Source organism: Granulicella sp. S190, from assembly GCF_009766095.1.
GTDB lineage: Bacteria > Acidobacteriota > Terriglobia > Terriglobales > Acidobacteriaceae > Edaphobacter.
On the sequence record NZ_LMUD01000008.1, the window covers coordinates 42,323 to 63,083 of the forward strand.

The 20,761-nt window shown below is 59.8% G+C and carries 21 protein-coding genes and 1 pseudogene; 4 read left to right on the forward strand and 18 right to left on the reverse strand.

Annotated features, from left to right (window positions below):
- Positions 1–106 precede the first annotated feature (106 nt).
- The 16 genes and pseudogenes from GSQ94_RS03310 to GSQ94_RS03380 form a co-directional block, all read right to left on the reverse strand.
- Complete coding sequence (locus GSQ94_RS03310; RefSeq protein WP_158941897.1) at positions 107–1,627, reverse strand: NADH-quinone oxidoreductase subunit N; 1,521 nt, start codon at positions 1,625–1,627, stop codon at positions 107–109.
- Entirely contained in the window at positions 1,628–3,199 is a 1,572-nt protein-coding gene (locus GSQ94_RS03315) for a NuoM family protein (RefSeq protein ID WP_158941898.1), read from the reverse strand. It abuts the gene before it with no gap.
- A gap of 109 nt (positions 3,200–3,308) precedes the next feature.
- On the reverse strand, positions 3,309–5,345 hold the full coding sequence (gene nuoL / locus GSQ94_RS03320) for an NADH-quinone oxidoreductase subunit L (protein WP_158941899.1): 2,037 nt from the start codon (positions 5,343–5,345) through the stop codon (positions 3,309–3,311).
- Between the two features lie 5 nt (positions 5,346–5,350).
- Positions 5,351–5,662: an NADH-quinone oxidoreductase subunit NuoK gene (nuoK, locus tag GSQ94_RS03325; RefSeq protein WP_158941900.1), complete on the reverse strand. Its 312-nt coding sequence runs from the start codon at positions 5,660–5,662 to the stop codon at positions 5,351–5,353.
- Between the two features lie 2 nt (positions 5,663–5,664).
- Positions 5,665–6,171 (reverse strand): NADH-quinone oxidoreductase subunit J, encoded by a 507-nt coding sequence (locus GSQ94_RS03330; RefSeq protein ID WP_158941901.1) that lies wholly within the window; start codon positions 6,169–6,171, stop codon positions 5,665–5,667.
- A 117-nt stretch (positions 6,172–6,288) separates the two neighbouring features.
- The gene (nuoH, locus tag GSQ94_RS03335) at positions 6,289–7,350 is read right to left on the reverse strand and encodes an NADH-quinone oxidoreductase subunit NuoH (protein WP_158941902.1); all 1,062 of its coding nucleotides are present in this window, start codon (positions 7,348–7,350) and stop codon (positions 6,289–6,291) included.
- A gap of 48 nt (positions 7,351–7,398) precedes the next feature.
- Entirely contained in the window at positions 7,399–9,819 is a 2,421-nt protein-coding gene (locus GSQ94_RS03340) for a molybdopterin-dependent oxidoreductase (protein ID WP_158941903.1), read from the reverse strand.
- Positions 9,819–11,135, reverse strand: coding sequence for an NADH-quinone oxidoreductase subunit NuoF (gene nuoF, locus GSQ94_RS03345; RefSeq protein ID WP_158941904.1), 1,317 nt, complete (start codon positions 11,133–11,135; stop codon positions 9,819–9,821). Before nuoF ends, GSQ94_RS03340 begins: the two co-directional genes overlap by 1 nt.
- A complete protein-coding gene (nuoE, locus tag GSQ94_RS03350; RefSeq protein ID WP_158941905.1) occupies positions 11,136–11,645 on the reverse strand; it encodes an NAD(P)H-dependent oxidoreductase subunit E in 510 nt (169 codons plus the stop codon).
- Positions 11,646–11,714: 69 nt separating this feature from the next.
- Positions 11,715–12,017, reverse strand: coding sequence for a transcriptional regulator (locus tag GSQ94_RS03355; RefSeq protein ID WP_158941906.1), 303 nt, complete (start codon positions 12,015–12,017; stop codon positions 11,715–11,717).
- A 6-nt stretch (positions 12,018–12,023) separates the two neighbouring features.
- The gene (gene nuoD, locus GSQ94_RS03360) at positions 12,024–13,292 is read right to left on the reverse strand and encodes an NADH dehydrogenase (quinone) subunit D (RefSeq protein ID WP_158941907.1); all 1,269 of its coding nucleotides are present in this window, start codon (positions 13,290–13,292) and stop codon (positions 12,024–12,026) included.
- Positions 13,292–13,783 (reverse strand): NADH-quinone oxidoreductase subunit C, encoded by a 492-nt coding sequence (locus GSQ94_RS03365; RefSeq protein WP_158941908.1) that lies wholly within the window; start codon positions 13,781–13,783, stop codon positions 13,292–13,294. Before GSQ94_RS03365 ends, nuoD begins: the two co-directional genes overlap by 1 nt.
- Positions 13,783–14,190: an NADH-quinone oxidoreductase subunit A gene (locus GSQ94_RS03370; RefSeq protein ID WP_158941989.1), complete on the reverse strand. Its 408-nt coding sequence runs from the start codon at positions 14,188–14,190 to the stop codon at positions 13,783–13,785. The genes GSQ94_RS03365 and GSQ94_RS03370 overlap by 1 nt, the downstream gene beginning before the upstream one ends.
- Before the next feature lie 63 nt (positions 14,191–14,253).
- Positions 14,254–14,844 carry an A24 family peptidase gene (locus GSQ94_RS21255; RefSeq protein WP_254063629.1) on the reverse strand — a complete coding sequence of 197 codons (591 nt, stop codon included), beginning with the start codon at positions 14,842–14,844 and terminating at the stop codon, positions 14,254–14,256.
- An 84-nt stretch (positions 14,845–14,928) separates the two neighbouring features.
- Positions 14,929–15,252 (reverse strand): annotated as a pseudogene (locus GSQ94_RS21260) (A24 family peptidase); the annotation flags it as partial.
- Positions 15,253–15,299: 47 nt separating this feature from the next.
- The gene (locus GSQ94_RS03380; protein WP_174240877.1) at positions 15,300–16,757 is read right to left on the reverse strand and encodes a carbohydrate porin; all 1,458 of its coding nucleotides are present in this window, start codon (positions 16,755–16,757) and stop codon (positions 15,300–15,302) included.
- 149 nt (positions 16,758–16,906) lie between these two features.
- Here GSQ94_RS03380 and GSQ94_RS03385 point away from each other — a divergent pair, with 149 nt between their 5' ends.
- Positions 16,907–17,182 (forward strand): metal/formaldehyde-sensitive transcriptional repressor, encoded by a 276-nt coding sequence (locus tag GSQ94_RS03385; RefSeq protein WP_158941910.1) that lies wholly within the window; start codon positions 16,907–16,909, stop codon positions 17,180–17,182.
- Between the two features lie 22 nt (positions 17,183–17,204).
- Here GSQ94_RS03385 and GSQ94_RS03390 read toward each other — a convergent pair whose 3' ends face one another.
- Positions 17,205–17,423 (reverse strand): DUF3185 domain-containing protein, encoded by a 219-nt coding sequence (locus GSQ94_RS03390; protein ID WP_158941911.1) that lies wholly within the window; start codon positions 17,421–17,423, stop codon positions 17,205–17,207.
- 392 nt (positions 17,424–17,815) lie between these two features.
- Between GSQ94_RS03390 and GSQ94_RS03395 the strand changes: the two genes are divergently transcribed.
- The 3 genes from GSQ94_RS03395 to GSQ94_RS03405 all read left to right on the forward strand — a co-directional run bounded on the left by GSQ94_RS03395 (position 17,816) and on the right by GSQ94_RS03405 (position 19,869).
- A complete protein-coding gene (locus tag GSQ94_RS03395) occupies positions 17,816–18,586 on the forward strand; it encodes a thiazole synthase (RefSeq protein WP_158941912.1) in 771 nt (256 codons plus the stop codon).
- Between the two features lie 69 nt (positions 18,587–18,655).
- A complete protein-coding gene (gene ruvC / locus GSQ94_RS03400) occupies positions 18,656–19,165 on the forward strand; it encodes a crossover junction endodeoxyribonuclease RuvC (RefSeq protein WP_158941913.1) in 510 nt (169 codons plus the stop codon).
- Positions 19,162–19,869, forward strand: coding sequence for a hypothetical protein (locus tag GSQ94_RS03405; protein WP_158941914.1), 708 nt, complete (start codon positions 19,162–19,164; stop codon positions 19,867–19,869). Before ruvC ends, GSQ94_RS03405 begins: the two co-directional genes overlap by 4 nt.
- A gap of 45 nt (positions 19,870–19,914) precedes the next feature.
- Here GSQ94_RS03405 and rsmA read toward each other — a convergent pair whose 3' ends face one another.
- Complete coding sequence (gene rsmA, locus GSQ94_RS03410) at positions 19,915–20,724, reverse strand: 16S rRNA (adenine(1518)-N(6)/adenine(1519)-N(6))-dimethyltransferase RsmA (RefSeq protein ID WP_158941915.1); 810 nt, start codon at positions 20,722–20,724, stop codon at positions 19,915–19,917.
- Positions 20,725–20,761: the final 37 nt, after the last annotated feature.

The window sequence follows — 20,761 nt, forward strand, 5'->3', positions numbered from 1 at the left end:
CTGCGCGCGGCGCGGTCACTTCGTGACTTTTATAACCTCGTCTAGGGCAAGGAAAGGCATGGGTGCTCGCGATGCTCGCTTCTGATCAACAAGGCCTCAGACTCTGCTACTTTACGTCGAAGTCTAGTTGGAGGTGACAGCTGTCCGGAGAGGCAGCACACTCCTGCCGGCCTTGCTCGATGAGGGTGGAGTGGCTGGCGTACTCCGCGAAGGACACAGCACCGTTGGGTAGAATGCCCATCACGCCCGTGGCTACGGCCGCTAAAGCAAGGCCAATGGCTGCGGGAACGCTGATGCGGCGAAGCTGGTTGAGACGTGTGCTCTCGCTGCCGGGACGGGTATAGACGGCGGCCAGCAGGCGGAGATAGTAGAAGCAGGCTACACCGCTGTTGAGCAGGCCGATGACCGCAAGCCATACGTTGCCGCCATGAATGGCCGCGGAGAAGACATAGAACTTGCCGAAGAAGCCGCCGGTGAAGGGGATGCCGATCAAGGAGAGCAGGAAGAAGCTGAGCAGGGCGGCGAGGTAGGGGCGCTTCTGGCCGAGGCCGGTGAAGTCGTCGATGCTGCGGGCGCGCTCGTCATAGCCCGCGATCTGGGTGATGACGGCAAAGGCGCCGACGTTCATCGCGGCGTAGGTGGCGGTGTAGAAGCAAGCGGCGGCGATTCCGTCGAAGGGGAAGGCAGTGAAGGCGACCATGATATAGCCGGCGTGGGCGATGCTGGAGTAGGCCAGCATGCGCTTAACGTCGCGCTGCATCAGGGCGCCGAGGTTGCCGATGGTCATCGACAGCGCCGCGAGGACCCACAGCAGGATGGCCCAGCGATGCTGGTAGGTGGGGAAGCCGGTGAAGGTGATGCGAAGCAGGACGGCGAAGGCCGCGGCCTTGGGAGCGGTCGACATCAGGCCGACGACGGGGGCTGGCGCACCCTGGTAGACGTCGGGGGTCCAGACGTGGAAGGGAGCCGCGGAGACCTTGAAGCCGAGACCGATGAGGATGAGGGCGAGGGCGGTGAAGGCCAGGGCAGGCGTCGTGGTGGTTTCGAGGCCGTGTGCGATGGCGTAGATGTTGGTGGAGCCCGTGGCTCCGAAGGCGAGGGCGACGCCGTAGAGGAAGAAGGCTGTGGCAAAGGAGCCGAGCAGGAAGTACTTGATGGAGGACTCGGAGCCGGTGGCGTGGCCTTTGCGGAAGCCGCACATGATGTAGGTCGAGATGGAGGAGATCTCAAGGCCGACGAAGACCATGAGGAGCTCGACCGAGCAGGTCATCAACATCATGCCGACGGCGCCGAAGAGGGAGAGGGCGAAGTACTCGCCTGTATGGCTGGCGTTGCCTTCAAAGTAATCCAGCGAACCCAGGAGCGTGACCAGCACGACTGACGCGATGACGAAGTGGAAGAGCACCGAGAAGGCGTCGACCTGGATGGTGCCGGAGAAGGCATGGAGGGTTCCGAACTGGATCTGGTACCAGCTGGCGACGATGGAGCCGACGGTGCCTGCGATGGCGAGCCAGCCAAGTGGCTTTCGGCTGGAGCCGGCTTTGAGGCAGGGCTCTGCCAGCATGATGAAGACGCCCGCGAGGGTGAGGATGATTTCGGGAAGGAGGGCCAGGACGTTAGGGGACATTTACTTCGTGGCCTCCTGGGCGGCGGGAATCTGCGTCTGGGTGTCGATGGGGAGTATCGAGGCAGCGGGTTCGAGTGACTGAGGCTCTCGCGCGAGATAGGTGCCAACGGTGTCGATGGCGCGCATCCAGTACGGCGAGATAACTCCCATCAGCAGCATAACTGCGATGAGCGGCCAGAGAGCGAGATGCTCGCGGGCGGTAACGTCGGGGACTGGAACGTCGGCGGTGTTGTCGTTGAGGTCGCCGTAGAAGACGCGCTGGATCATCCAGAGCATGTACGAGGCGGTAAGGATGACGCCGGTAGTGGCGAGTACAGTCCAGGCGACGTGGTGAGCGATGACCGATTGCATGGCGCCGGTGAGTACGAGAAACTCGCCGACGAAGCCGTTGAGCATGGGCAGGCCGATGACGGACATGGTGGTGATGACGAAGAGGGTCACCATCCAGGGAAGCCTGGCGGCGAGGCCGCCGTAGTCGCGCATGTCATAGGTGCCGTAGCGCTCGTAGAGGATGCCGAGGAGGATGAAGAAGGCTCCTGCTCCGATGCCCTCGTTGAGTGTGGCGTAGATGCCTCCGTCGAGGCCGGCGATGGTGAAGGTGAAGATACCCAGGATGACGACGCTGACGTGGCCGAGGGCACCGTAGGCGGCGAGCTGCTTGAGGTCCTTCTGGACGAGGGCAATGAGCGCGCCGTAGACGATGCCGATGGCGCCGAGCGCGATCATCAGCGGGGCGATGTGGCGGGACTGGTCGGGAAAGATGCTGAAGGAGAAGCGCAGGATGGAGTACAGGCCGAGTTTGCCAACCAGGACCATGACGGCTGCGGTGGGGGCTTCGGAGATCGCGTCGGTGAGCCAGCCGTGCAGCGGGAACGCCGGGACTTTGACGGCGAAGGCCAGCAGGAAGGAGAGCGAGGCCAGCCAGAGAGCGGCGTTGTTGCCCGAGATGTTGTGGGCGGCGGCGAGCTGGGCGAGTTCAGGAAGCTGGAAGGTGCCGGTGCGCCCATAGAGCCAGAGCATGCCAACCAGGAGCGTAGCCGAAGGGATGAAAGCGTATAGGAAGTACTTGATGGCTGCACGGCGGCGGTTGGCAGTGCGGCCGAAGGTGGCGATGAGCAGGGTCATGGGAACGAGCGAGAGCTCCCAGAAGGCGTAGTAGAGGAAGAGGTCGAGCGAGACGAAGATGCCGAGCATCGCGACCTGCTGCAGCAGGAAGAGGGTGTAGAAGAGCTTCTTGCGATCGCCGACAGTGTTCCAGGAGACGAGGACGCCGAGTGGAGCCAGGAAGCCGGTGAGAACGATGAGCCACATGGAGAGGCCATCGACGCCGAGGTGGTAGCGGATGGCGGGAGAGTTGATCCACGCAGAGTTCTGCTCGAACTGGAAGGTGCCGGATGCGGCGGCATAGTTATAGTGCGCGGGCAGATGCAGGGTGCAGAGAAAAGTGAGAAGAGTGACGGCGAGCGCACCCCACTGCATCAGCCTGCCCTTATCGGGCAGCAGGGCCAGCAGGACCGCGCCCACAAGCGGGACGAAGGTGATGACGGTCAGGATGGTGTGGTCGATATTCATCGGTTCCTTTGGTGAAGCTGGTGCTGGTCTTGCGAATTACAAGTACAGAAGCAGATCTCTACGGGACGAGAAGCAAAAACAACAGTCAAAGGCAGGAACGAGTACAACGTTAGTGCATCCAGATGGAACGGCCGAAGATCATGACGAACAGAACAGCGGCTGCTCCTAGAGCGAGCCAGCCGGCGTAGGAGCGAATGTTTCCGGATTGAACGCGGCGAACCAGAGAGCTGAAACCGCGAGTGGTTGCGCCAGCGGCAGCGCCCGAGCCGTTGACGATGCCTCCGTCGATGAGACCGCCGAGAAAGAGACGGCTGAACATCAGCAGAGGAGTGATGATGAGAGCGCCATAGACCTCGTCGATGTAGAACTTGTGTAGTACGAGGTTGTAGAGAGCTGGGGCGCGCTGCGCGAGGGCAGCCGCGGTGCCGGGCTTCTTGTAATAGAAGAGGTAGGCGATAAAGAGGCCGAAGAGCGCGACTAGCACAGAGACTGCGGCAAGACCGAGTTCGGTGCCGTGGCTGGTTGCTGCTTCGACGACTGCGCCGGTGCTGAAGACGGGATCGAGGAAGTGTTCGATCTCGTTATGACCGCCCAAGGCTGCTGGGACGCCGACCCATCCGCCGATGATTGACAGCAGAGCGAGGATGGCGAGTGGGACAGACATGATCGCAGGAGATTCGTGGACCCCGTGCGCGTGGGTGTCTTCGGGGTCCGCCACCATGACGGCGTGGGAACTGGAAGCGACGTGAACCGCAGCTCCATGGTCATGCAGGTCGGCGGGAGCCTCGAAGTGCTCCGGTCCAAAGAAGGTCTTGAACCACAGGCGGAACATATAGAAGGAGGTCATGCCAGCGGTGATGAGTCCGACGAGCCAGAGAAGTTTGCCGATCGGATTATTCGAGACGAAGGCCTGGTAGAGGATCTCGTCCTTTGAGAAGAAGCCCGCGAGCGGCGGGATGCCGGAGATAGCGAAGACACCCATCGTCATGGTCCAAAAGGTGACAGGAATGCGCATGCGGAGGCCGCCCATCTTACGCATATCCTGCTCGCCACCAAGCGCGTGGATAACAGAGCCAGCGGCGAGGAAGAGCAGAGCTTTGAAGAACGCGTGGGTGAGCAGATGGAAGATGCCGGCGGTGTAAGCTCCTACTCCGCAGGCCAGGAACATGTAGCCGAGCTGAGAGACGGTGGAGTAGGCGAGGACGCGCTTGATGTCGTGCTGCACCATGCCGATGCAGGCGGCGAAGATGGCGGTTGCCGCTCCGATGATGGCTACGACGCCCAGAGCATAGGGGCTGCGGTCGAAGAGGACGTGGCAGCGCGCGACCATGTAGATGCCGGCTGTGACCATGGTGGCCGCGTGGATGAGGGCAGAGACGGGAGTGGGGCCTTCCATCGCGTCGGGGAGCCAGATGTAGAGCGGGATCTGCGCGGACTTGCCTGCAGCGCCGAGGACAAGCAGCAGAGCGATTGCGGTGAGGACGCCTCCGTGCCACTCCGGATTGACGGTGAGGGCCTGGAAGACGTGGGTGAAGTCGAGCGAGCCGAACTCGCGGACGATTAGAAACATCGCGAGAAGGAAGCCGAAGTCGCCGACGCGATTGACGATGAAGGCTTTTTTGCCGGCATTGGCGGCGGAGTCACGCTTGAAGTAAAAGCCGACGAGCAGGTAGGAGGCGAGACCGACGCCCTCCCAGCCGACGAAGAGCAGAAGGAAGCTCTCTGCCAGGACCAGAACCGACATGAAAAACATGAAGAGGTTGAGGTAGGCGAAGAAGCGCCAGTACCCCTCTTCGTGCGCCATGTAACCGGCGGAGTAGAGGTGGATTAGGAAGCCGACGCCGGTGACGACGCCGAGCATGATGAGGGTGAGGTGGTCGACGGTGAAGGCAAAGTCAATCTGCAGGCCGGTGATGGCGATCCAGGGCTGGCTGACGACGCGCAGGATCTCGGGCGCGCCTTCGGCCTTCATGACGATCCAGAGCCAGGCGACGATAGCGGCCGGGATGGCGGTGCATAGAAGCGCGACGGCAGTGACGAGCGCGCGCGGAAACTTGCGGCCGAGGGTTCCGTTGATGAGGAATCCAACGAAGGGAAGGATCGGGATGAGCCAGAGGTAGTCGGTGATCATGGAGACAGAGGGCATAGAGGTCACGATTTCATCAGGTCGATCTGATCGACGTTCAGCGTCTGGCGCGTGCGGAAGATGGCGATAATGATGGCAAGGCCGACGGCGGCCTCGGCTGCGGCGACAACCATCACGAAGAAGACGAAGATTTGCCCGGAGACCTGGTGCCACATGTGCGCGAAGGCGACGAAGGTGAGGTTGACGGCGTTGAGCATGAGCTCAATCGACATGAAGATGGTGATGAGGTTGCGCTTGATGAGAAAGGCTGCGACGCCGGTGGAGAAGAGCACGGCGGCGAGGATGAGATAAGCGGCGATGGGCACTTGCAAAGACATGTCTACTGCTCCTTTCGTGCGAGCACGACGGCTCCAAGAATAGCAACGAGGATGAGGATGGAGGTGACTTCGAAGGGAAGCAGAAGCTTGGTGAAGAGGAGGGTGCTGATCTCGGAGATGTTGCTGGTGACGTGGTTGAGATAGCCGCCGATGTTGGTGTAGCCGAGCGCCTTGCGCTCCGAGAGGAAGACAAAGCTAAGGAGACAGAAGATAGCCGCCGCGCCGGGGAATCCGACGAGGTAGGCGGCGCGGCTGCCAGTGGTGCGCTCCTCTTCTCCAGCGTTCAGCAGCATGATGACGAAGACGAAGAAGACCATGATGGCGCCGGAGTAGACGATGACCTGCGACGCGGCGAGAAACTCGGCCCCCAGCGACCAGTAGAGGACGGCGAGCGACATCATGACGACGACCAGCGAGAGAGCGCTGTTGATGGGATGGCGCTGGAACAAGAGGTTGAGTGCTCCCGCTACGGCCAGTCCGCCAAAGATGAGAAAGAGTGCCAGTTGCATGAGGTTCCGCGATTCCTTTTTGAATCTCTTGAATCGTTCGAGACGCTTGAGACGGAGCAGAAGGCTTTCTGGGCTATCTGCTGATTGTAAAACAGCTTGCTGCGTTTCTCGTGAGTGTTAGCTGCGTAAGGCGATCACGAGGCTGGTAATGATGATGTTGACCATGGCGAGCGGCAGGAGAAACTTCCAGCCGAAGCTCATGAGCTGGTCGTAACGGAAGCGAGGCAGCGTGCCACGCACCCAGATAAAGAGGAGAAGGAAACCGAGTACCTTGCCGACGAACCAGAGAATGGGGAAAATTGCCGAGAGGATCGGGCCGCCGAAGTCGGCGGGTAGGAGATGGCCAAGGGGGCTGGAGGCTCCGCCGAAGAACAGCAGCGAGGCGACGCAGCTTACGGTGATCATGTTGGCGTACTCGGCCATGAAGAACATGGCGAACTTCATGGAGGAGTACTCGGTGTGATAGCCGGCGACGAGCTCGGACTCGGCTTCGGGAAGGTCGAAGGGAGCGCGGTTGGTCTCGGCGTAGGCAGCCATGATGTAGATGAAGAAGCCGACGAACTGGAAGCCGCCGAAGAAGTTCCACGAGAGCAGACCGTGTGCGCCCTGGCTGTTGACGATGTCGCGCAGGCTGAGGGATTGAGCGCGAAGGACAACGCCGACCAGCGAAAGGCCAAGCGCGAGCTCGTAGCTGATCATCTGCGAGGTGGCGCGAAGACTGCCCAGCAGGGCGAACTTGTTATTCGAAGACCAGCCCGAGAGAGCGATGCCGTAGACGCCGATCGAGGTAATGCCCAGTATGACCAGGAGGCCGATGTTGAGGTCGGCGATATTGAACATCTCGACGCCCTTGACGGTCTGCATACCACCGAAGGGTACGACCGCGATCGAGATGAGCGCGCAGGAGAGAGCGATGATGGGCGCAATGATGAAGAGAGGGCGCTCGGCGGCAATCGGCAGCAGATCTTCTTTAAGGAAGAGCTTGATGCCGTCTGCGAGCGGCTGTAACAAGCCGAAGGGGCCCGTCCGGGAGGGTCCCCAGCGGTTCTGGATGCGGCCCAGGACCTTGCGCTCCAGCAGAACCGTGTAGGCGACCGCCGTCAGGGTGATGACGAGAACGACCACAACCTTGAGGATGCTGAGCAGCAGGAATGTCTGAAATGGGCTGAGGTGGCTCACGGCGGTGGGTTAGGCTCCTGTGTTCGTTTCGAATGCGATCGAGTCTAGTTAGTCAGCTGCGGTTTGGATCTGTGTGAGGCCGGTTGGAGGACGGAGGCTCTCGTTGTGTTGCAGATCGGAGAGCATGGTGGAGTAGCGGCCCAGAGTGCCCGACGTGAACAGTGTATCGTTCGCCGGGAGGACGAGGTCGCGGCGGTTGCTGATTTGAACGAGGTTGGCGGTGGAGACAGCCGGCTGCAAGTGTTGATCGTTGCCGCTGAGCAGCTGAAGGCGCAGCAGATTGTACCCTGGGACGAGGCGCTGAATCTCGTCGAGGATAGCGAACGGATCGAAGGGGCTGAGTTTTGGCTCCATGTTGTTGGCCGCAAGCCATACTGCATGCTGGTCTGCTTCGCCGGAGTGTGCGCCGCGGGACTGACCCATGTCTCCATGCGTCCCGGCTCCGCGTGGGCCTTTGCCAAAGGGGATCAGCTCGCGCATGTTGGCTCCCATCTTGTCGGCGATGCGGACGATCATCTCGAAGTCGGTACGGACGCCTGCGCGGTCGCCTGCTTTAGAGACGAGCTGAAGGTCGCCGTAGCTGTTGGTGACGGAGCCGGACTTCTCGTAGAGGTTCGCGGCTGGGAGGATGACATCGGCGAGCGCGGCGGTCTCGGTGAGGAACATATCCTGAACCACGAGGAACGTGTTCTTCAGAGAGGAGGGATCGACTCCGTAGCGGGAGACCGGGTTTGAGCCCACGACGTAGAGCGCGGAGAGATCGCCGCGGCCTGCTGCTTCGAAGATCTCCAGCATGTCGAGACCAGGCTCGGACGGTGCGTTGTATTCCGCGAAGGTGGTGTTGCCGGCGAGGGTGGTGTGGCCCGGGAGCAGATCGGGAAGAAGACCCATATCGGCGGCGCCGCGAGAGTTGACGTAGTCAGAGAGCAGAGCGAACTTGCGATTTGGCATGGTGGTGCCGAAGGCGAGCAGCCGCTTGAGGTCGCCGCCACGAATATCGGAGCCGATGAGGACAAGCAGTTGCTCCTCGGCACGAACGGCGTTGCGGAAGTTGTGAAAGGAGGCCGCGTCAGCACCGGGGTGCGTGAGCGAATCGACCGCAGAATCGTCTCCGGCGATAAAGCTGGCGAGTGCGCCATAGCTGAAGGGAGCGATGTGCGCGAAGGCTTTGGCCTGGCGGCGCAGCTTGATCTCGGAGGCGTTGGCGATATAAAGACGAGCCCGATTGTTGCGGACGTTGGTGCGGATGTTCCACGCGGTGGCTGGAGCCTGAATGGTGGGGTCGCCGCCCAGGATCATGATTGCCGGAGCCGTCAACGTGTCTTTCAGGCTGGCTGCACGGTCGGTCATTCCGGCCAGCGAGTGGGCGAAGGTAGCGTAGTCCGCAGTGCGGTGGTGATCGATATTGTTGGTGCCGAGAACGGTGCGGGCAAACTTCTGGAGAAGGTAGGCTTCTTCGTTGGTGGTGCGGTTGCTGCCGATGACGCCGATGGATTTGCCTCCGCGCGTGTCGCGGAGCTCGCGGAACTTTTTGCCGACATGATCGAAGGCGACCTCCCAGCTCACAGGCTTCATCTCGCCGCTGGGCTGGCGAACCAGGGGCTGGGTGATGCGGTCTTCGTTGTTGGCGAAGTCGAAGGCGTAGCGTCCCTTGTTGCAGAGAAAGTCGTTGTTGATGCCGGATTTGTCGCGGTTATCGCCGCGAACGATCTCACTGCCGTCCGATGTGCTGCGGACACCGAGCGTGGTCTTGCAACCGTCGCCGCAGTGGGTGCAGATGGTGGAGACGTGGTTCATCTCCCATGGGCGCGTCTTGTAACGGTAGGTACCGGAGGTCAGAGCGCCGACGGGGCAAGCATCGATGCACATGCCGCACTGCTCGCAGTCCACATGGGCGAGGTCGTCAGGAGACATCTGCGCGGGGACGTTCGGAGCGATGACGGAGGAGCTGCCGCGGTTCTGGATGCCGAGCGCGAAGACGTCCATGCCTTCGCCGCACATGCGCACGCAGCGGTAGCAAAGGATGCAGCGTGGCCGGTCGAAGTAGACGACGGGGGACCACTTCTGCTCTTCGCGGTGGTTCTTGGGTTCGGCGTAGAAGCTGTCGGCGGCGCCATATTTGAAGGTCATGTCCTGCAGCTCGCACTCGCCGCCTGCGTCGCAGACGGGGCAGTCGAGCGGGTGGTTGCCGAGCAGAAGCTGCAGGGTAGCCTTGCGGGCTTGTGCGATCTCGGGCGACTCGCTAGTGACGACCATGCCTTCGGCGACCGGCGTAGTGCAGGCGGTCTGGAGCTTCGGCATCTTCTCGATGCGGACGACGCACATGCGGCAAGCTGCCTGCAGCGAGAGGCCAGGGTAATAACAGAAGGCGGGGATCTCGATGCCGGCGGTCTTACAGGCCTCAAGGAGAAGAGTGCCTGCGGGTGCGGTCAGTTGTTTGCCGTCTACGGTGAATTTTACGTCTGGCATTAATGTGCTCCGACCAACTGTTCAACAGTGATGATGGGGGTTCCGGCCTTGTTGCCTTCGATGTAGTCTTCAAACTCCTTGCGGAACTTTTTGACGAAGGCGATGGTGGGCATGGCCGCTGCGTCGCCGAGCGGGCAGAAGGTGCGGCCCAGCATGTTTTCGGCGAGGTATTGCACGTTCGCGACGTCCTTCTTGTTGCCGCCTCCGTTGTAGACGCGGGTGAGAGTCTTCTTGATCCAGTCCGTGCCCTCGCGGCAGGGAATGCACCAGCCGCAGGACTCGTGTTGATAGAAGGCGATGGTGCGAAGGGCGAATTCGACGATGGAGACGGTCTCGTCGAGCACAACGATGCCGCCTGAACCAAGCATCGTGCCAGCTTTGCCCATCTGGTCGAAGTCGAGACCGATGTCGATCTCTTCGGGCAGCATAACCGGGCAGCTTGAGCCACCGGGAACGACAGCCTTCAGTGTTTTGCCGTCTTTGATGCCGCCAGCTACCTCGTAGATGGCGCGCTTGAGGTTGTAGCCCATCGGAAGCTCGTAGACGCCGGGGCGCTCGACGTGGCCGCTGATGCCGAAGAGGCGCGTGCCGCCGTTGCGCTCGCTGCCGAGCTTGGCGTATGCCTCGCCACCCATCAGCAGGATGTGCGGTGCATTCGCGATGGTTTCGGCGTTATTGATGACAGTAGGGCCACCGTAGAGGCCGACGACAGCAGGGAAGGGCGGTTTGATGCGGGGGACGCCGCGTTTGCCTTCGAGCGACTCCATGAGGGCAGACTCTTCGCCTACCTCGTACGCTCCTGCTCCGGTCTGCGTGATGATGTCGAAGTCAACACCCGTACCGAAGATGTTCTTGCCGAGGAAGCCTTTTGCGTAGGCATCAGCGACAGCTTTTTCGACGATCTTGAGCAGATAGCGGTACTCGCCGCGAAGATAGATAAAGCCGAGCTTGGAGCCGATGGCGAGGCCGGCGATCATGGTGCCTTCGATGACGGCATGCGGATCATGCAGGAAGAGGACGTGGTCCTTGCAGGTACCGGGTTCGGACTCATCGCCGTTGACCAGAACATACTTCGGCTTCTCGGACTGCTTGGGAACGAAAGACCACTTCATACCGGTGGGGAAGCCGGCGCCGCCACGACCGCGAAGGCCGCTGGCCTTCATCTCAGTGATGATCCACTCTGGACCCTTGGCGATGGCTTGTTGGACAGCTTTGTAACCGTCGAGCTCGACGTACTTGTCGATGTCGGTGGCGCCCATGCCGAAGCGGCGGGAGACGACCTTTACTTCATCGGGGTGCGAGACGAGTGCTGGCATCTACTTCACGTCCTTTCCCTGGCCGTCACGGTACATCTGGAATAGGACATCGACCTTATCGGGGGTGAGGTCATCGTGGAAGTCGTAGTTGATCTGGATGGCCGGCGCCCAGCAGCAGGCTCCGATGCACTCGACCTCTTCCAGAGAGAAGACGCCGTCCTTGGTGGTCTCTTTGTGGCCGATACCGAGCTTGTGCTTGCAGTGGTCGAGGATCTCGTAGCCGCCGCGCAGCATGCAGGAGATGTTGGTGCAGACCTGCACGTTGTACTTTCCGGCTGGCTTGGTGCGCAGCATGGAGTAGTACGAAAGCACATTGTGTACGTCCAACTCGAGGAGGTCGATGCGCTGGGCGATCTCGGTGACAACGGCGTCGGAGATGTAGCCGATCTCATCCTGCGCGTAGAGCAGCATGGGAACGAGCGCGGAGCGCTTGAGCGGATAGATGGTGACGAGTTTGTCGAAGCGTGCTGCCGTCTCCGGCGAAAAGATCGTATTGGCTACTGTACTCATTCAGTCGAATCCTTGGCGGCAAGATGAAGCAGATTCCTCCGCTGCGCTACGGAAGGACAACAAAAAAACTTACTCACTGTGCATCATCTCCCGCGCCAGCCTTTCGGCGGCAAGGTCCATCTCTTCGGCAATGCCATTCAGTTTAACCGTTCCATCTTCTTCCATGTTGAAGGAGGAGCGGCTTCCATCACTTCGTTCCATACTCTCGTGCGTAAAGCGAAGCCAGTTGCCTGCAACGCGAAGCGTAATCTCGTCTGCTCCTACTTCAACGACTGCATGATGCTTGCTGTTCAATCCGTGGGCAGCGGCGTAAGAACGAAGCAGCGAAGCCCACGAGGTCCAAAGTTCAGCTCTGAGGCGTGCATCGAGCATCAGAGGTTAGCGGTCGATCTCGCCGAGGACGATATCGATCGATCCGATGACGGCGACGACGTCGGCGAGGAGGCGGCCTTTGCACATGGTTTCAAGCGCCTGCAGGGTGGCAAATCCCGGATTGCGCATATGAACGCGGTAGGGCTTGGCGGTTCCATCCGAGACGACGTAGTAGTTCATCATTCCGTGCGGCGCTTCAACCGAGCTGCAGACCTCGCCCGCCGGAACAGCAAAGCCTTCGGTAACAATCTTGAAGTGATGGATGAGGGACTCCATCTGCGTCTTCATCTGCTCGCGATTCGGCAGGATGATCTTCGGCGCATCGGCGACGATGTTGCCTTCGGGCAGGCCATCGAGCGCCTGCAGGCAGATCTTCACCGACTCGCGAAACTCCTGCATGCGAACGATGTATCTCGCCCAGACGTCGCCGACCTTGGAGGCGGGGACGTTGAACTGAAACTTCTCGTAGCCGGAGTAGGGCATATCGCGGCGGACGTCGAAGTCGACTCCGGAGGCGCGCAGCGGCGGCCCGGTTACGCCGAGCGCAATCGCGTCCTCAGGCGACAGGTAACCCACACCCTTGAGGCGGTTCATCCAGATGGGGTTGGTCTGCAGCAGGCCTTCGTACTCATCGACGTGCGCGGGGAAGCCTTTGAGGAAGGTGCGGATCTTCTCGTAGATATCCCGTGGCGGTTCGAGGCTGAGGCCCCCGACGCGGACGTAGCTCGTCATCATGCGCTGGCCCGCGACTGCTTCAAAGATGCGCAGCAACTCTTCGCGCTCGCGGAAGCAGTAAAGGAAGACGGTGAGCGCGCCGATGTCCATGGCATGCGTGCCGAGCCAGACAAGATGCGACTGGATGCGGGTGAGTTCGTTGAAGAGGACGCGAAGATAGATGGCACGCTCGGGAATCTCAAGGCCCAGCAACTTCTCTACCGCAAGGCAGTAGGCTAGGTTGTTGGTCATGGGACAGAGATAGTCGATGCGATCGGTGAGCGGGACAACCTGCTGGTAGAACTTGGCCTCGCATGTCTTCTCGATGCCAGTGTGCAGATATCCAATATCCGGGGCGAGGGAGACTACGGTCTCTCCGTCGATCTCGACGACCAGGCGAAGGACGCCATGGGTCGAAGGATGCTGTGGACCCATGTTGATGACCATGGTCTGGTCCTGCGGCGGAGTATTCTGGCGATTGCGTGCAGAGTTCGCGAAGACGTCGTCTACACCTGGGTCGATCGCTGTCGGGCCGGTGATCTCTTCAACAGGGGGAGTCATTAGCGGTAGCCCTCCACAGGGTAGTCCTTGCGTAATGGATGCCCGTTCCAGTCTTCCGGCATCATGATTCGTCGAAGGTTAGGATGGCCGCCGAAGTGGACGCCGAAGAGGTCGAAGACTTCACGCTCGTAGAAGTTGGCGGAGGGCCAGACCGAGGTGATGCTGTCGAGCGCGGCGGCATCTCCATCGAGGCGAACAGCCAGGCGGATGCGCTCCTTCAGGGAGTGCGAGAGGATGTGATACGTGATCTGGAAGCGCGGCTCAGAGGGGTACCAGTCTACTGCGGTGACATCCTCGAGAAAGTTGTAGCCAGCCTGCTGGACGGCCATGGCTGCGGCAACGATACTCTCTCGCGCGACAGTGATGGTCAGTTCGGCGCGGTCGTATTTTGCATCTGTCGCGAGATCGGTGAGAGCCTTGACAGACGCGTTTTCAGGGTGCGCTTCGAAGACGGCCTGTTTGCCCTTGATGGCAGAGGCTGGATCGTACATTAGAGGTCTCCCTTGTCGTTTGCCCAGTCCAGAATGCCCTTCTTCCAGACGTAAAAGAGACCAACGGCGACGAAGCCGAGGTAGACGAGCATCTCGTAGAAGCCGAACATGCGCGAGCCGGTTATGGCTGGTAGTCGACGGAAGATCACTGCCCAGGGAAGCATGAAGACAGCTTCGACATCGAACAGGATGAACAGCATCGCGACCATATAGAAGCGGACAGTAAACCGGCCTCGAGCGTCGCCAACGGGATCCATCCCGCACTCATAGGCTCCTGCCTTGGTGCGTGAGTTTTTATGTTTGCCGATGAGAAAGGAGGCGCCCACCATGCCCACAGCTAGTCCGAGGGCGACCAGGACCTGAAGCACGAGTGGAAGGTAGTTCCAAATGTAGGGGTAACTGTGCATGGCCATCTTCGACTCTAAGATTGCGGCTGGCAAGTGTCAAGCGATTGTCGGGAAGGTGTGCGGCTATCGAAGCAATGCTATGTACATATTGATCAGATGATTACCGAACAACGCGGAGACCAGTCCGCCAACGCAAAGAAAGCTGCCGAAGGCGAGCCGGGAGGTTGCGCCGGCCTTATTGCGCGCCAGAAGCACAACTCCATAGGCGGCGGCGGCCAAAGTTCCGAGAAAGAGCGAAAGGATCGCTGGCCAGAAGCCGAGAAACGCTGCGATCATCGCGAGCAGCTTCACGTCGCCCAGGCCCATTCCATCCCGGTGTCGAACGGCTCGATAGATCCATCGGATAAGCAGCAGGAGCAGAGCCGCTCCACAGATCGCAGCGATGCGCCCAAAGATCAGGCTCTCGGGACCGGTGAAGAAGAGATTGCCGTGGTCCACCACTCCGCCGGGGCTGGTGAGCTGGATGTGGTGCTTGGTCAGCATCACCTGATCCTCGGTAGGGCCGAGGAAGAGCGCCTGCGTGAAGATGAGGAAGAACGCGATAGCTATGCCGCCAAGGGTAAAGGAGTCGGGCAAGATCATCGTCTGCCAGTCCATCACCATGAGTCCGATGAGCAGAAAGCCGAGGATGGCTATATCAATTTGAATAAACATGACTTGCGTCCACCAACGGATTACATTGTGGTAGCTGCCAGCTATGCCCAGACCAAGAGCAGCCACCAAAAACATGGCAATGTGAAGAAACCATGCGCCAACCGCTAGCTCTACTAGCAGATATCGCCAGGGAATTGATTGACGGCAGGCACGGCAACGGCCCCGAAGGATGATCCAACTGACAATTGGGATGTTGTCATACCAACGGATTGCGACACGACACTCAGGACAATGTGAGCGAGGGCGTATGACACTTTCGCCCCGAGGTATTCGAGAGATACAAACGTTGAGAAAACTACCTAGAAGCAATCCGATTAAAAGACCTATGGCCATTAACTCAAGCGTCGAGGACCGCTGAAATAGTGTGTAAACAGGTATAGGAAGATCGGAGAGCGTGGACGGCAGCATTGTGCTGAGTATATGGCCTTTTTGTATGCAGTTTCAGATGGTGGTGCCTAGAAATCCACGTGCATGCGGACCGACTCCACCAGCACCGGACCGCGATCCTGGTTGTAGCCGGGATGGTCGATGAACTGTAGATCGAGCGCATAGTAGACTCCGCGCCAGGTGTGCAGGTTGTAGTAGCTCTCCAGGATGTCCTCACGCGCATAGTTCAGCTTGCCGTCGCCAAGGAGGAAGCCAAGCCCGCCCAGCTTCAGATAGTCCTGGTGGTCTTTCTTTATAGCGTTCGTGACAAAGGTCAGGCCCACCTTATCGTTCGGGCGTGACCAGGCCCGGCCAGAGTAGTCTCCGCCGGCTTCGACTGTCTGATCGACCTCGGTATACGCAAAAGACTCGTGCTGGCCCTCGTTCCATCCGAAGCGGCCAAACACACGCAGATTTTCGGCCAGCTCCTGCTCCGCATTCAGGGCAAAGCCGTACTTCACCGCGCTGAATTTTTCGTGCAGCTTGATCTCCGGCACAGGATCTTCGCCATCGAGGAAAGCCTTGTTCGCGTCACGATAGAGACCCATGTGCGCATGATTCACATAGCTCATGAGTCGAACGATGCCTTTGCGATCGGGCGATAGCAGACTGCCCAGCAGCGGCTTGCGCAGCTCGAACTCCCAGTTCTGCCCACTGGCGCGACGGAGATCCCAATCGAGGTCAATGCCGTTAGCCACGGTTGGCATCAAGGCTAAAGCGTAGCGAGCCGACCAACTCTTGTCGTCATACTCGCTAACGATGCCGTAGGTGTAGCCTCGCGTATCGGCTGCGTAGTCCCACGCGCCATTGTTGTCTACGGTCCAGTTCATGAACTGCAGATGACTGTCGCTGCCGATGTTGTTAATGTCCAGAAAGTCGGGCAGGCTCATCTTGCCGACGTGAAACTCCAGGCGGCGCTCCGGCACCTCATCGCCAAGGGAGAACTGCGTGCGGTTGTTGGGCACCAGCTTGTCGGTGAAGCCGATCGTCTGGTGAAGCTGCACGCGGGCCATATAAGGCGTCGCACCCAGGTTCGGGTTGCGAACGACATCGAGGTTGGTAAAGCCGGCCAGTCCCAGCGCCTCGCTGTCGCCGCGGCCACCAGCGGATTCAAGATCGAAGAGTCCGTCCAGCGCATAGCGCGGATTGCGGATCGCCTGCGCCGCAAGATAGAGCGTGCCCAGCAGCGAGGTCTTATATTCTCCACGGCCCAGGAGGCTGTTTACTCCCTCATAAGGGGAATGAAACGGGCCATGCGCCTGGAAGATGATGTTCGTCTGACCACCGATAAAGAATCGCGAATGCTCCCAATGCGGGAACATGTTGAGCGTCTCGGATTTGTCCGGCGCCGGGGGAGGTGCATCGATCTGCGAAGGGTGTGCAGCGTCCGTGGCGTTCTGCGTCTGCGCAACAGAAAGAGAAGAGGCTGAGAGCAGCGTCAGGCACATCCCTGTCAGGAGGTGACCCCACTTGAGTTTTTGCATCATTGAACTGTTATCTTCAGGCCTGAAAGTGAACAGAGTGCAAACTTTCAGACAGATTGAACCCTTTCGAAAGCTGTAACTGACTGGGAAGAGGTAATTGCTTCGTCTCGCTGGTGAAGGTAGTATACCCCGGTAGGGTACAAGGGGAGCACATGGCTTACACAAGCACAGCACAGCTAAAACTGCTTAATAGGGTCAAAAAGATTCGAGGCCAGATCGACCGCGTGGAGCGCACCCTGTCGTCAGAGGATCATGAGTGCGCGGAGGTGCTGATGTTGCTCGCTGCGGCGCGGGGCGGGATCAACGGCCTGATGGCTGAGGTACTCGAGGATCACATCCGTCTGCATCTTCTGCAGGACGGACATGCTCCTCTCACTCCGGAGTTGGGCGAGGACCTGATCGATCTGGTGCGCGCCTATCTCAAGTAGCAACGCGGCAGGAAAAGACCAGCTACGATTTCGCGCCGACGACTACCAGCCCAACTCCGGCAATCAACGCGACTGTGCTCAGAATCGGTGAGAGTGGCAGAGTGTCCTGGGTCTTATGCGAGATCTGGATCGGTCCCGCATCGACCACCTTCTTCTCGTGCGTGAAGGAGAGGCCGCCCGTGGCGTAACCGATGATGCCAAGGAGGATGAGAAGTATTCCGATGATGGTTGCCGGCTTCATGAAGTCGAGCCTTTCTGATTCAGGGAAGTGTCGTGACCAGAGTTGTGATGCGGTTCGCAGCGCGTACAGATGCACGGAGGCCCTCATCTGTGGGAGCACTTGCCTGCAAACGGCCTCAGGAGTAATCTGCTGTTACACGGGAAAGGAGGATGGTCCAGCCTATGAAAATTGATAGTTACTGTAGTTCAACGCAACGTGAGGTGACTGAGGCTTAGAGCGTCCATAGCTCTAGTCCTGGCGGTCTTTAGTAGTAGCAAAGTCCACGCCGAGGCCAAGTCCGAGTATGGACGCCTCTGGTCAATCTCATCAGTTCACCGCCAGACGGCTCGCTGCTCTCTCGAGAGTGCGAGCCGTTTGCGTTTCACCCGCATCCTAACGGTAGGATATTAACCATGAACCCTCTGGTAATCGCAGGACGAGCCTTCCAATCGCGGCTCATCGTTGGCACGGGAAAGTACAAGGATGGTCCGGAGACGCAGGCTGCCATCGAGGCCTCCGGCGCGGAGATGGTGACGGTCGCGGTGCGCCGGGTAAACCTCGACCGCACCAGCGAGTCGCTGCTTGATTTCATCGATCCGCTGCGCTATTTTCTGCTCCCCAATACTGCAGGCTGCTACACGGCGGAGGAGGCGATTCGCGCCGCACGGCTGGGCCGTGAGGTCGGGCTCTCTGACTGGGTCAAGATCGAGGTTATCGGCGATCAGCAAACACTCTATCCGGACGTGCAGGCGACCCTGGAAGCGACCCAAGTTCTGGTCAAAGAAGGTTTCACGGTACTGCCTTACACCTCGGACGACATCGTCTTCGCGAAGCGGCTGATCGACGCTGGCGCGGCTGCGGTAATGCCGCTTGGCGCCCCGATAGGAACCGGCGCCGGGATAGCAAATCTTCACAACCTGCGCATGATGCGAGAGCTGATCACGGAGGTTCCACTGATAGTCGACGCGGGCTTAGGCACGGCGAGCGACGCGGCCATTGCCATGGAGATGGGCTTTGACGCGGTGCTGCTGAATACTGCCATTGCCGGGGCGAACGATCCTATCCTGATGGCGGAGGCGATGCAGCATGCAGTCCTTGCAGGGCGTCAGGCTTACCTCTCAGGCAGAATGCCGCGGAAACTCTACGCCACCGCCAGCTCGCCGCTTGAAGGAATCTCCCGCTAGCGTCCGGGCGGGTGCGGGGACTCAACCTCGATAGTCCATAGCTGCACCGGGATGCAGTAAACTTCGCCCATGCGAGTCTTCGGCATCGACTGCGGAACCGAGTTCACCGGCTATGGCGTGGTGGAGGTGGATTGCGACGCCCGCATGCCTCGCCTCGTTCACCTTGCCGCCGGCACCATCCGCCTCAACAAAAGAGAGAAGACACCGCTACGGCTCGTCCAGGTCTACAGCGAGCTGACTGCTCTCATCGCTCTGCATCGGCCAGAGATCGTCGCGATTGAAGAGGTCTTCTTCTCCGCGAATGTGAAGTCCGCGCTCAAGCTCGGGCAGGTTCGCGGCGTTGCCATGCTTGCCGCTGCGACCTGTGGTCTCCCGATTGCAGAGTATGCGCCGTTATCGATAAAGAGTTCAGTGGTTGGCTACGGACTAGCCGCAAAGGAGCAGGTGCAGTTCATGGTGAGACGTCTGCTGAACAACGAGAACGCCTTCGACTCACCAGATGCAGCCGATGCATTAGCGATAGCGATCTGCCACATCCACACCGCGCAGACGCTGGATCTGCAGGGCGCGCAGCGATGAGAGCTGGTACGAGTGTGGTGTTAGGCTCCGTCCTCCTATTATCTTCTGTCTTCGCCGCTCAAGCGCAAGCTCCCACTCCAGCTTCGGCAACGACTCCGGCTGAGGTTCGTTTTCAGTTCGACCGCGTTGGGCTGCCGGTCCCTCACTTCGACCTGCGCGTGCACGAGGACGGCAAAGGCACGTATCAGGCTGAGCAGGCTGAGATGCCGGCCACCCAAACGTCGATGCGTGGCCAGGCTGCGCAGCACATCGACCGTCCCATCGATCTGACAGCGGGTACCGTGGCAAAGATCTTCAAGGCAGCGCGCTCTCTCGATCGCTTCAACGTGGAGTGCGCGTCCAGGGCGAAGAACATAGCCGACACGGGTGCCAAGACGCTGACTTACACGGGAGCGGATGGATCGGGATCCTGCGTCTATCACTACTCCGAGAACAAGACCGTCGAAGCCGTGACCGACATCTTTTTGGGGATCGCCAACACGCTCGACGAGGGCCGCATGCTGGAGTTTTTGCATCGTTATGACAGGCTAGGCCTGGATGCCGAGATGAGTACGCTTGCGCAACAGGCCCAGGAGGGACGGGCGTTGGAGTTGGGAACGATCTCTGCCACCCTGGCTGCGATTGCCGATGACACTGCCGTGATACAGCGCGTTCGGTTGCGCGCAACCAAGATGCTGGAGCAGATAGAAGCTGACCGCCACTGAAGTTTCCAATGAACAGCTAGTCGAAGCTGCGAGCAGGCGAGCCTCTTATTCGTGAGCGGCGCTCTTGAGCGAACGATAGAGCTCGGCCATCGCCTCCAGGCCCAGCGACTCTGCACGAGCCTTTGCAGGAATGCTCGACGGCCACGCTGCGGAGAGCCGCTCCACGGCAATACCTGCAGCGCGAAGGTTATTCTGCAGCGTCTTACGCTTCTGCGCGAAGCACAGCTTCAAAAAACTGTTGAACCCCTCAGGGGCCACTCCAAGCTCTGTAAACCGCGGGGCAAAGTGCAATCGCAAAACGGTCGAATAGACCTCGGGCGGCGGTGAAAACGCAGAGGGAGGCAGCGTGAAGAGATGGTCGACCTGCGCGTTCATCTGCGCCGTGGCAGAGAGCAGGCCATAGTCGCGCACCCCGGGCGCGGCAGAGACGCGGTCGGCGACCTCGCGCTGCATCATCAGGACGGCGCGCGCCAGGGTACCTGCGCTGCCAGCCGCTAACAACTGCAGCAGGATATCCGAGGTGATGTAGTAGGGCAGGTTTCCGATGACGTCTGCCGTCTCGCCCTCGGCCACAAGCGTTCGCAGGTCCGTTTTCAAAACGTCGCCTTCGAGAATCTGTACCTGTGGCTGATCGCGAAAACGGAAGGTCAGCTCGGCGGCGAGAGCGCGGTCGAGCTCCAGCGCGATCAACCTCTGGCAGCGCCCCGCCAGGATGTCAGTAATGGCCCCATGGCCGGGACCGATCTCAATGACTGTGCGCTTGCTAAGATCACCAAGGGCATCGACGATGGCGTGACGGGCTGCATCGTCCACAAGAAAATTCTGCCCCAGCTTCGGTTTATGTTTCATCTGCATCCAATGTTTGCTGCTCAGTCTGTGTGCTCTTCTATAG

Coding starts and splice junctions, on each gene's coding strand:
- nuoE (WP_158941905.1), bottom strand. CDS start 11,645: ATGAGTACAGTAGCCAATACGATCTTTTCGCCGGAGACGGCAGCACGC.
- GSQ94_RS03370 (WP_158941989.1), bottom strand. CDS start 14,190: ATGCACAGTTACCCCTACATTTGGAACTACCTTCCACTCGTGCTTCAG.
- GSQ94_RS03310 (WP_158941897.1), bottom strand. CDS start 1,627: ATGTCCCCTAACGTCCTGGCCCTCCTTCCCGAAATCATCCTCACCCTC.
- nuoK (WP_158941900.1), bottom strand. CDS start 5,662: ATGTCTTTGCAAGTGCCCATCGCCGCTTATCTCATCCTCGCCGCCGTG.
- GSQ94_RS03330 (WP_158941901.1), bottom strand. CDS start 6,171: ATGCAACTGGCACTCTTTCTCATCTTTGGCGGACTGGCCGTAGCGGGA.
- GSQ94_RS03340 (WP_158941903.1), bottom strand. CDS start 9,819: ATGCCAGACGTAAAATTCACCGTAGACGGCAAACAACTGACCGCACCC.
- GSQ94_RS03355 (WP_158941906.1), bottom strand. CDS start 12,017: ATGCTCGATGCACGCCTCAGAGCTGAACTTTGGACCTCGTGGGCTTCG.
- nuoF (WP_158941904.1), bottom strand. CDS start 11,135: ATGCCAGCACTCGTCTCGCACCCCGATGAAGTAAAGGTCGTCTCCCGC.
- GSQ94_RS03315 (WP_158941898.1), bottom strand. CDS start 3,199: ATGAATATCGACCACACCATCCTGACCGTCATCACCTTCGTCCCGCTT.
- GSQ94_RS21255 (WP_254063629.1), bottom strand. CDS start 14,844: ATGTTTATTCAAATTGATATAGCCATCCTCGGCTTTCTGCTCATCGGA.
- GSQ94_RS03380 (WP_174240877.1), bottom strand. CDS start 16,757: ATGATGCAAAAACTCAAGTGGGGTCACCTCCTGACAGGGATGTGCCTG.
- GSQ94_RS03405 (WP_158941914.1), top strand. CDS start 19,162: ATGAGAGCTGGTACGAGTGTGGTGTTAGGCTCCGTCCTCCTATTATCT.
- GSQ94_RS03395 (WP_158941912.1), top strand. CDS start 17,816: ATGAACCCTCTGGTAATCGCAGGACGAGCCTTCCAATCGCGGCTCATC.
- nuoL (WP_158941899.1), bottom strand. CDS start 5,345: ATGCCCTCTGTCTCCATGATCACCGACTACCTCTGGCTCATCCCGATC.
- rsmA (WP_158941915.1), bottom strand. CDS start 20,724: ATGCAGATGAAACATAAACCGAAGCTGGGGCAGAATTTTCTTGTGGAC.
- nuoD (WP_158941907.1), bottom strand. CDS start 13,292: ATGACTCCCCCTGTTGAAGAGATCACCGGCCCGACAGCGATCGACCCA.
- GSQ94_RS03385 (WP_158941910.1), top strand. CDS start 16,907: ATGGCTTACACAAGCACAGCACAGCTAAAACTGCTTAATAGGGTCAAA.
- ruvC (WP_158941913.1), top strand. CDS start 18,656: ATGCGAGTCTTCGGCATCGACTGCGGAACCGAGTTCACCGGCTATGGC.
- GSQ94_RS03390 (WP_158941911.1), bottom strand. CDS start 17,423: ATGAAGCCGGCAACCATCATCGGAATACTTCTCATCCTCCTTGGCATC.
- GSQ94_RS03365 (WP_158941908.1), bottom strand. CDS start 13,783: ATGTACGATCCAGCCTCTGCCATCAAGGGCAAACAGGCCGTCTTCGAA.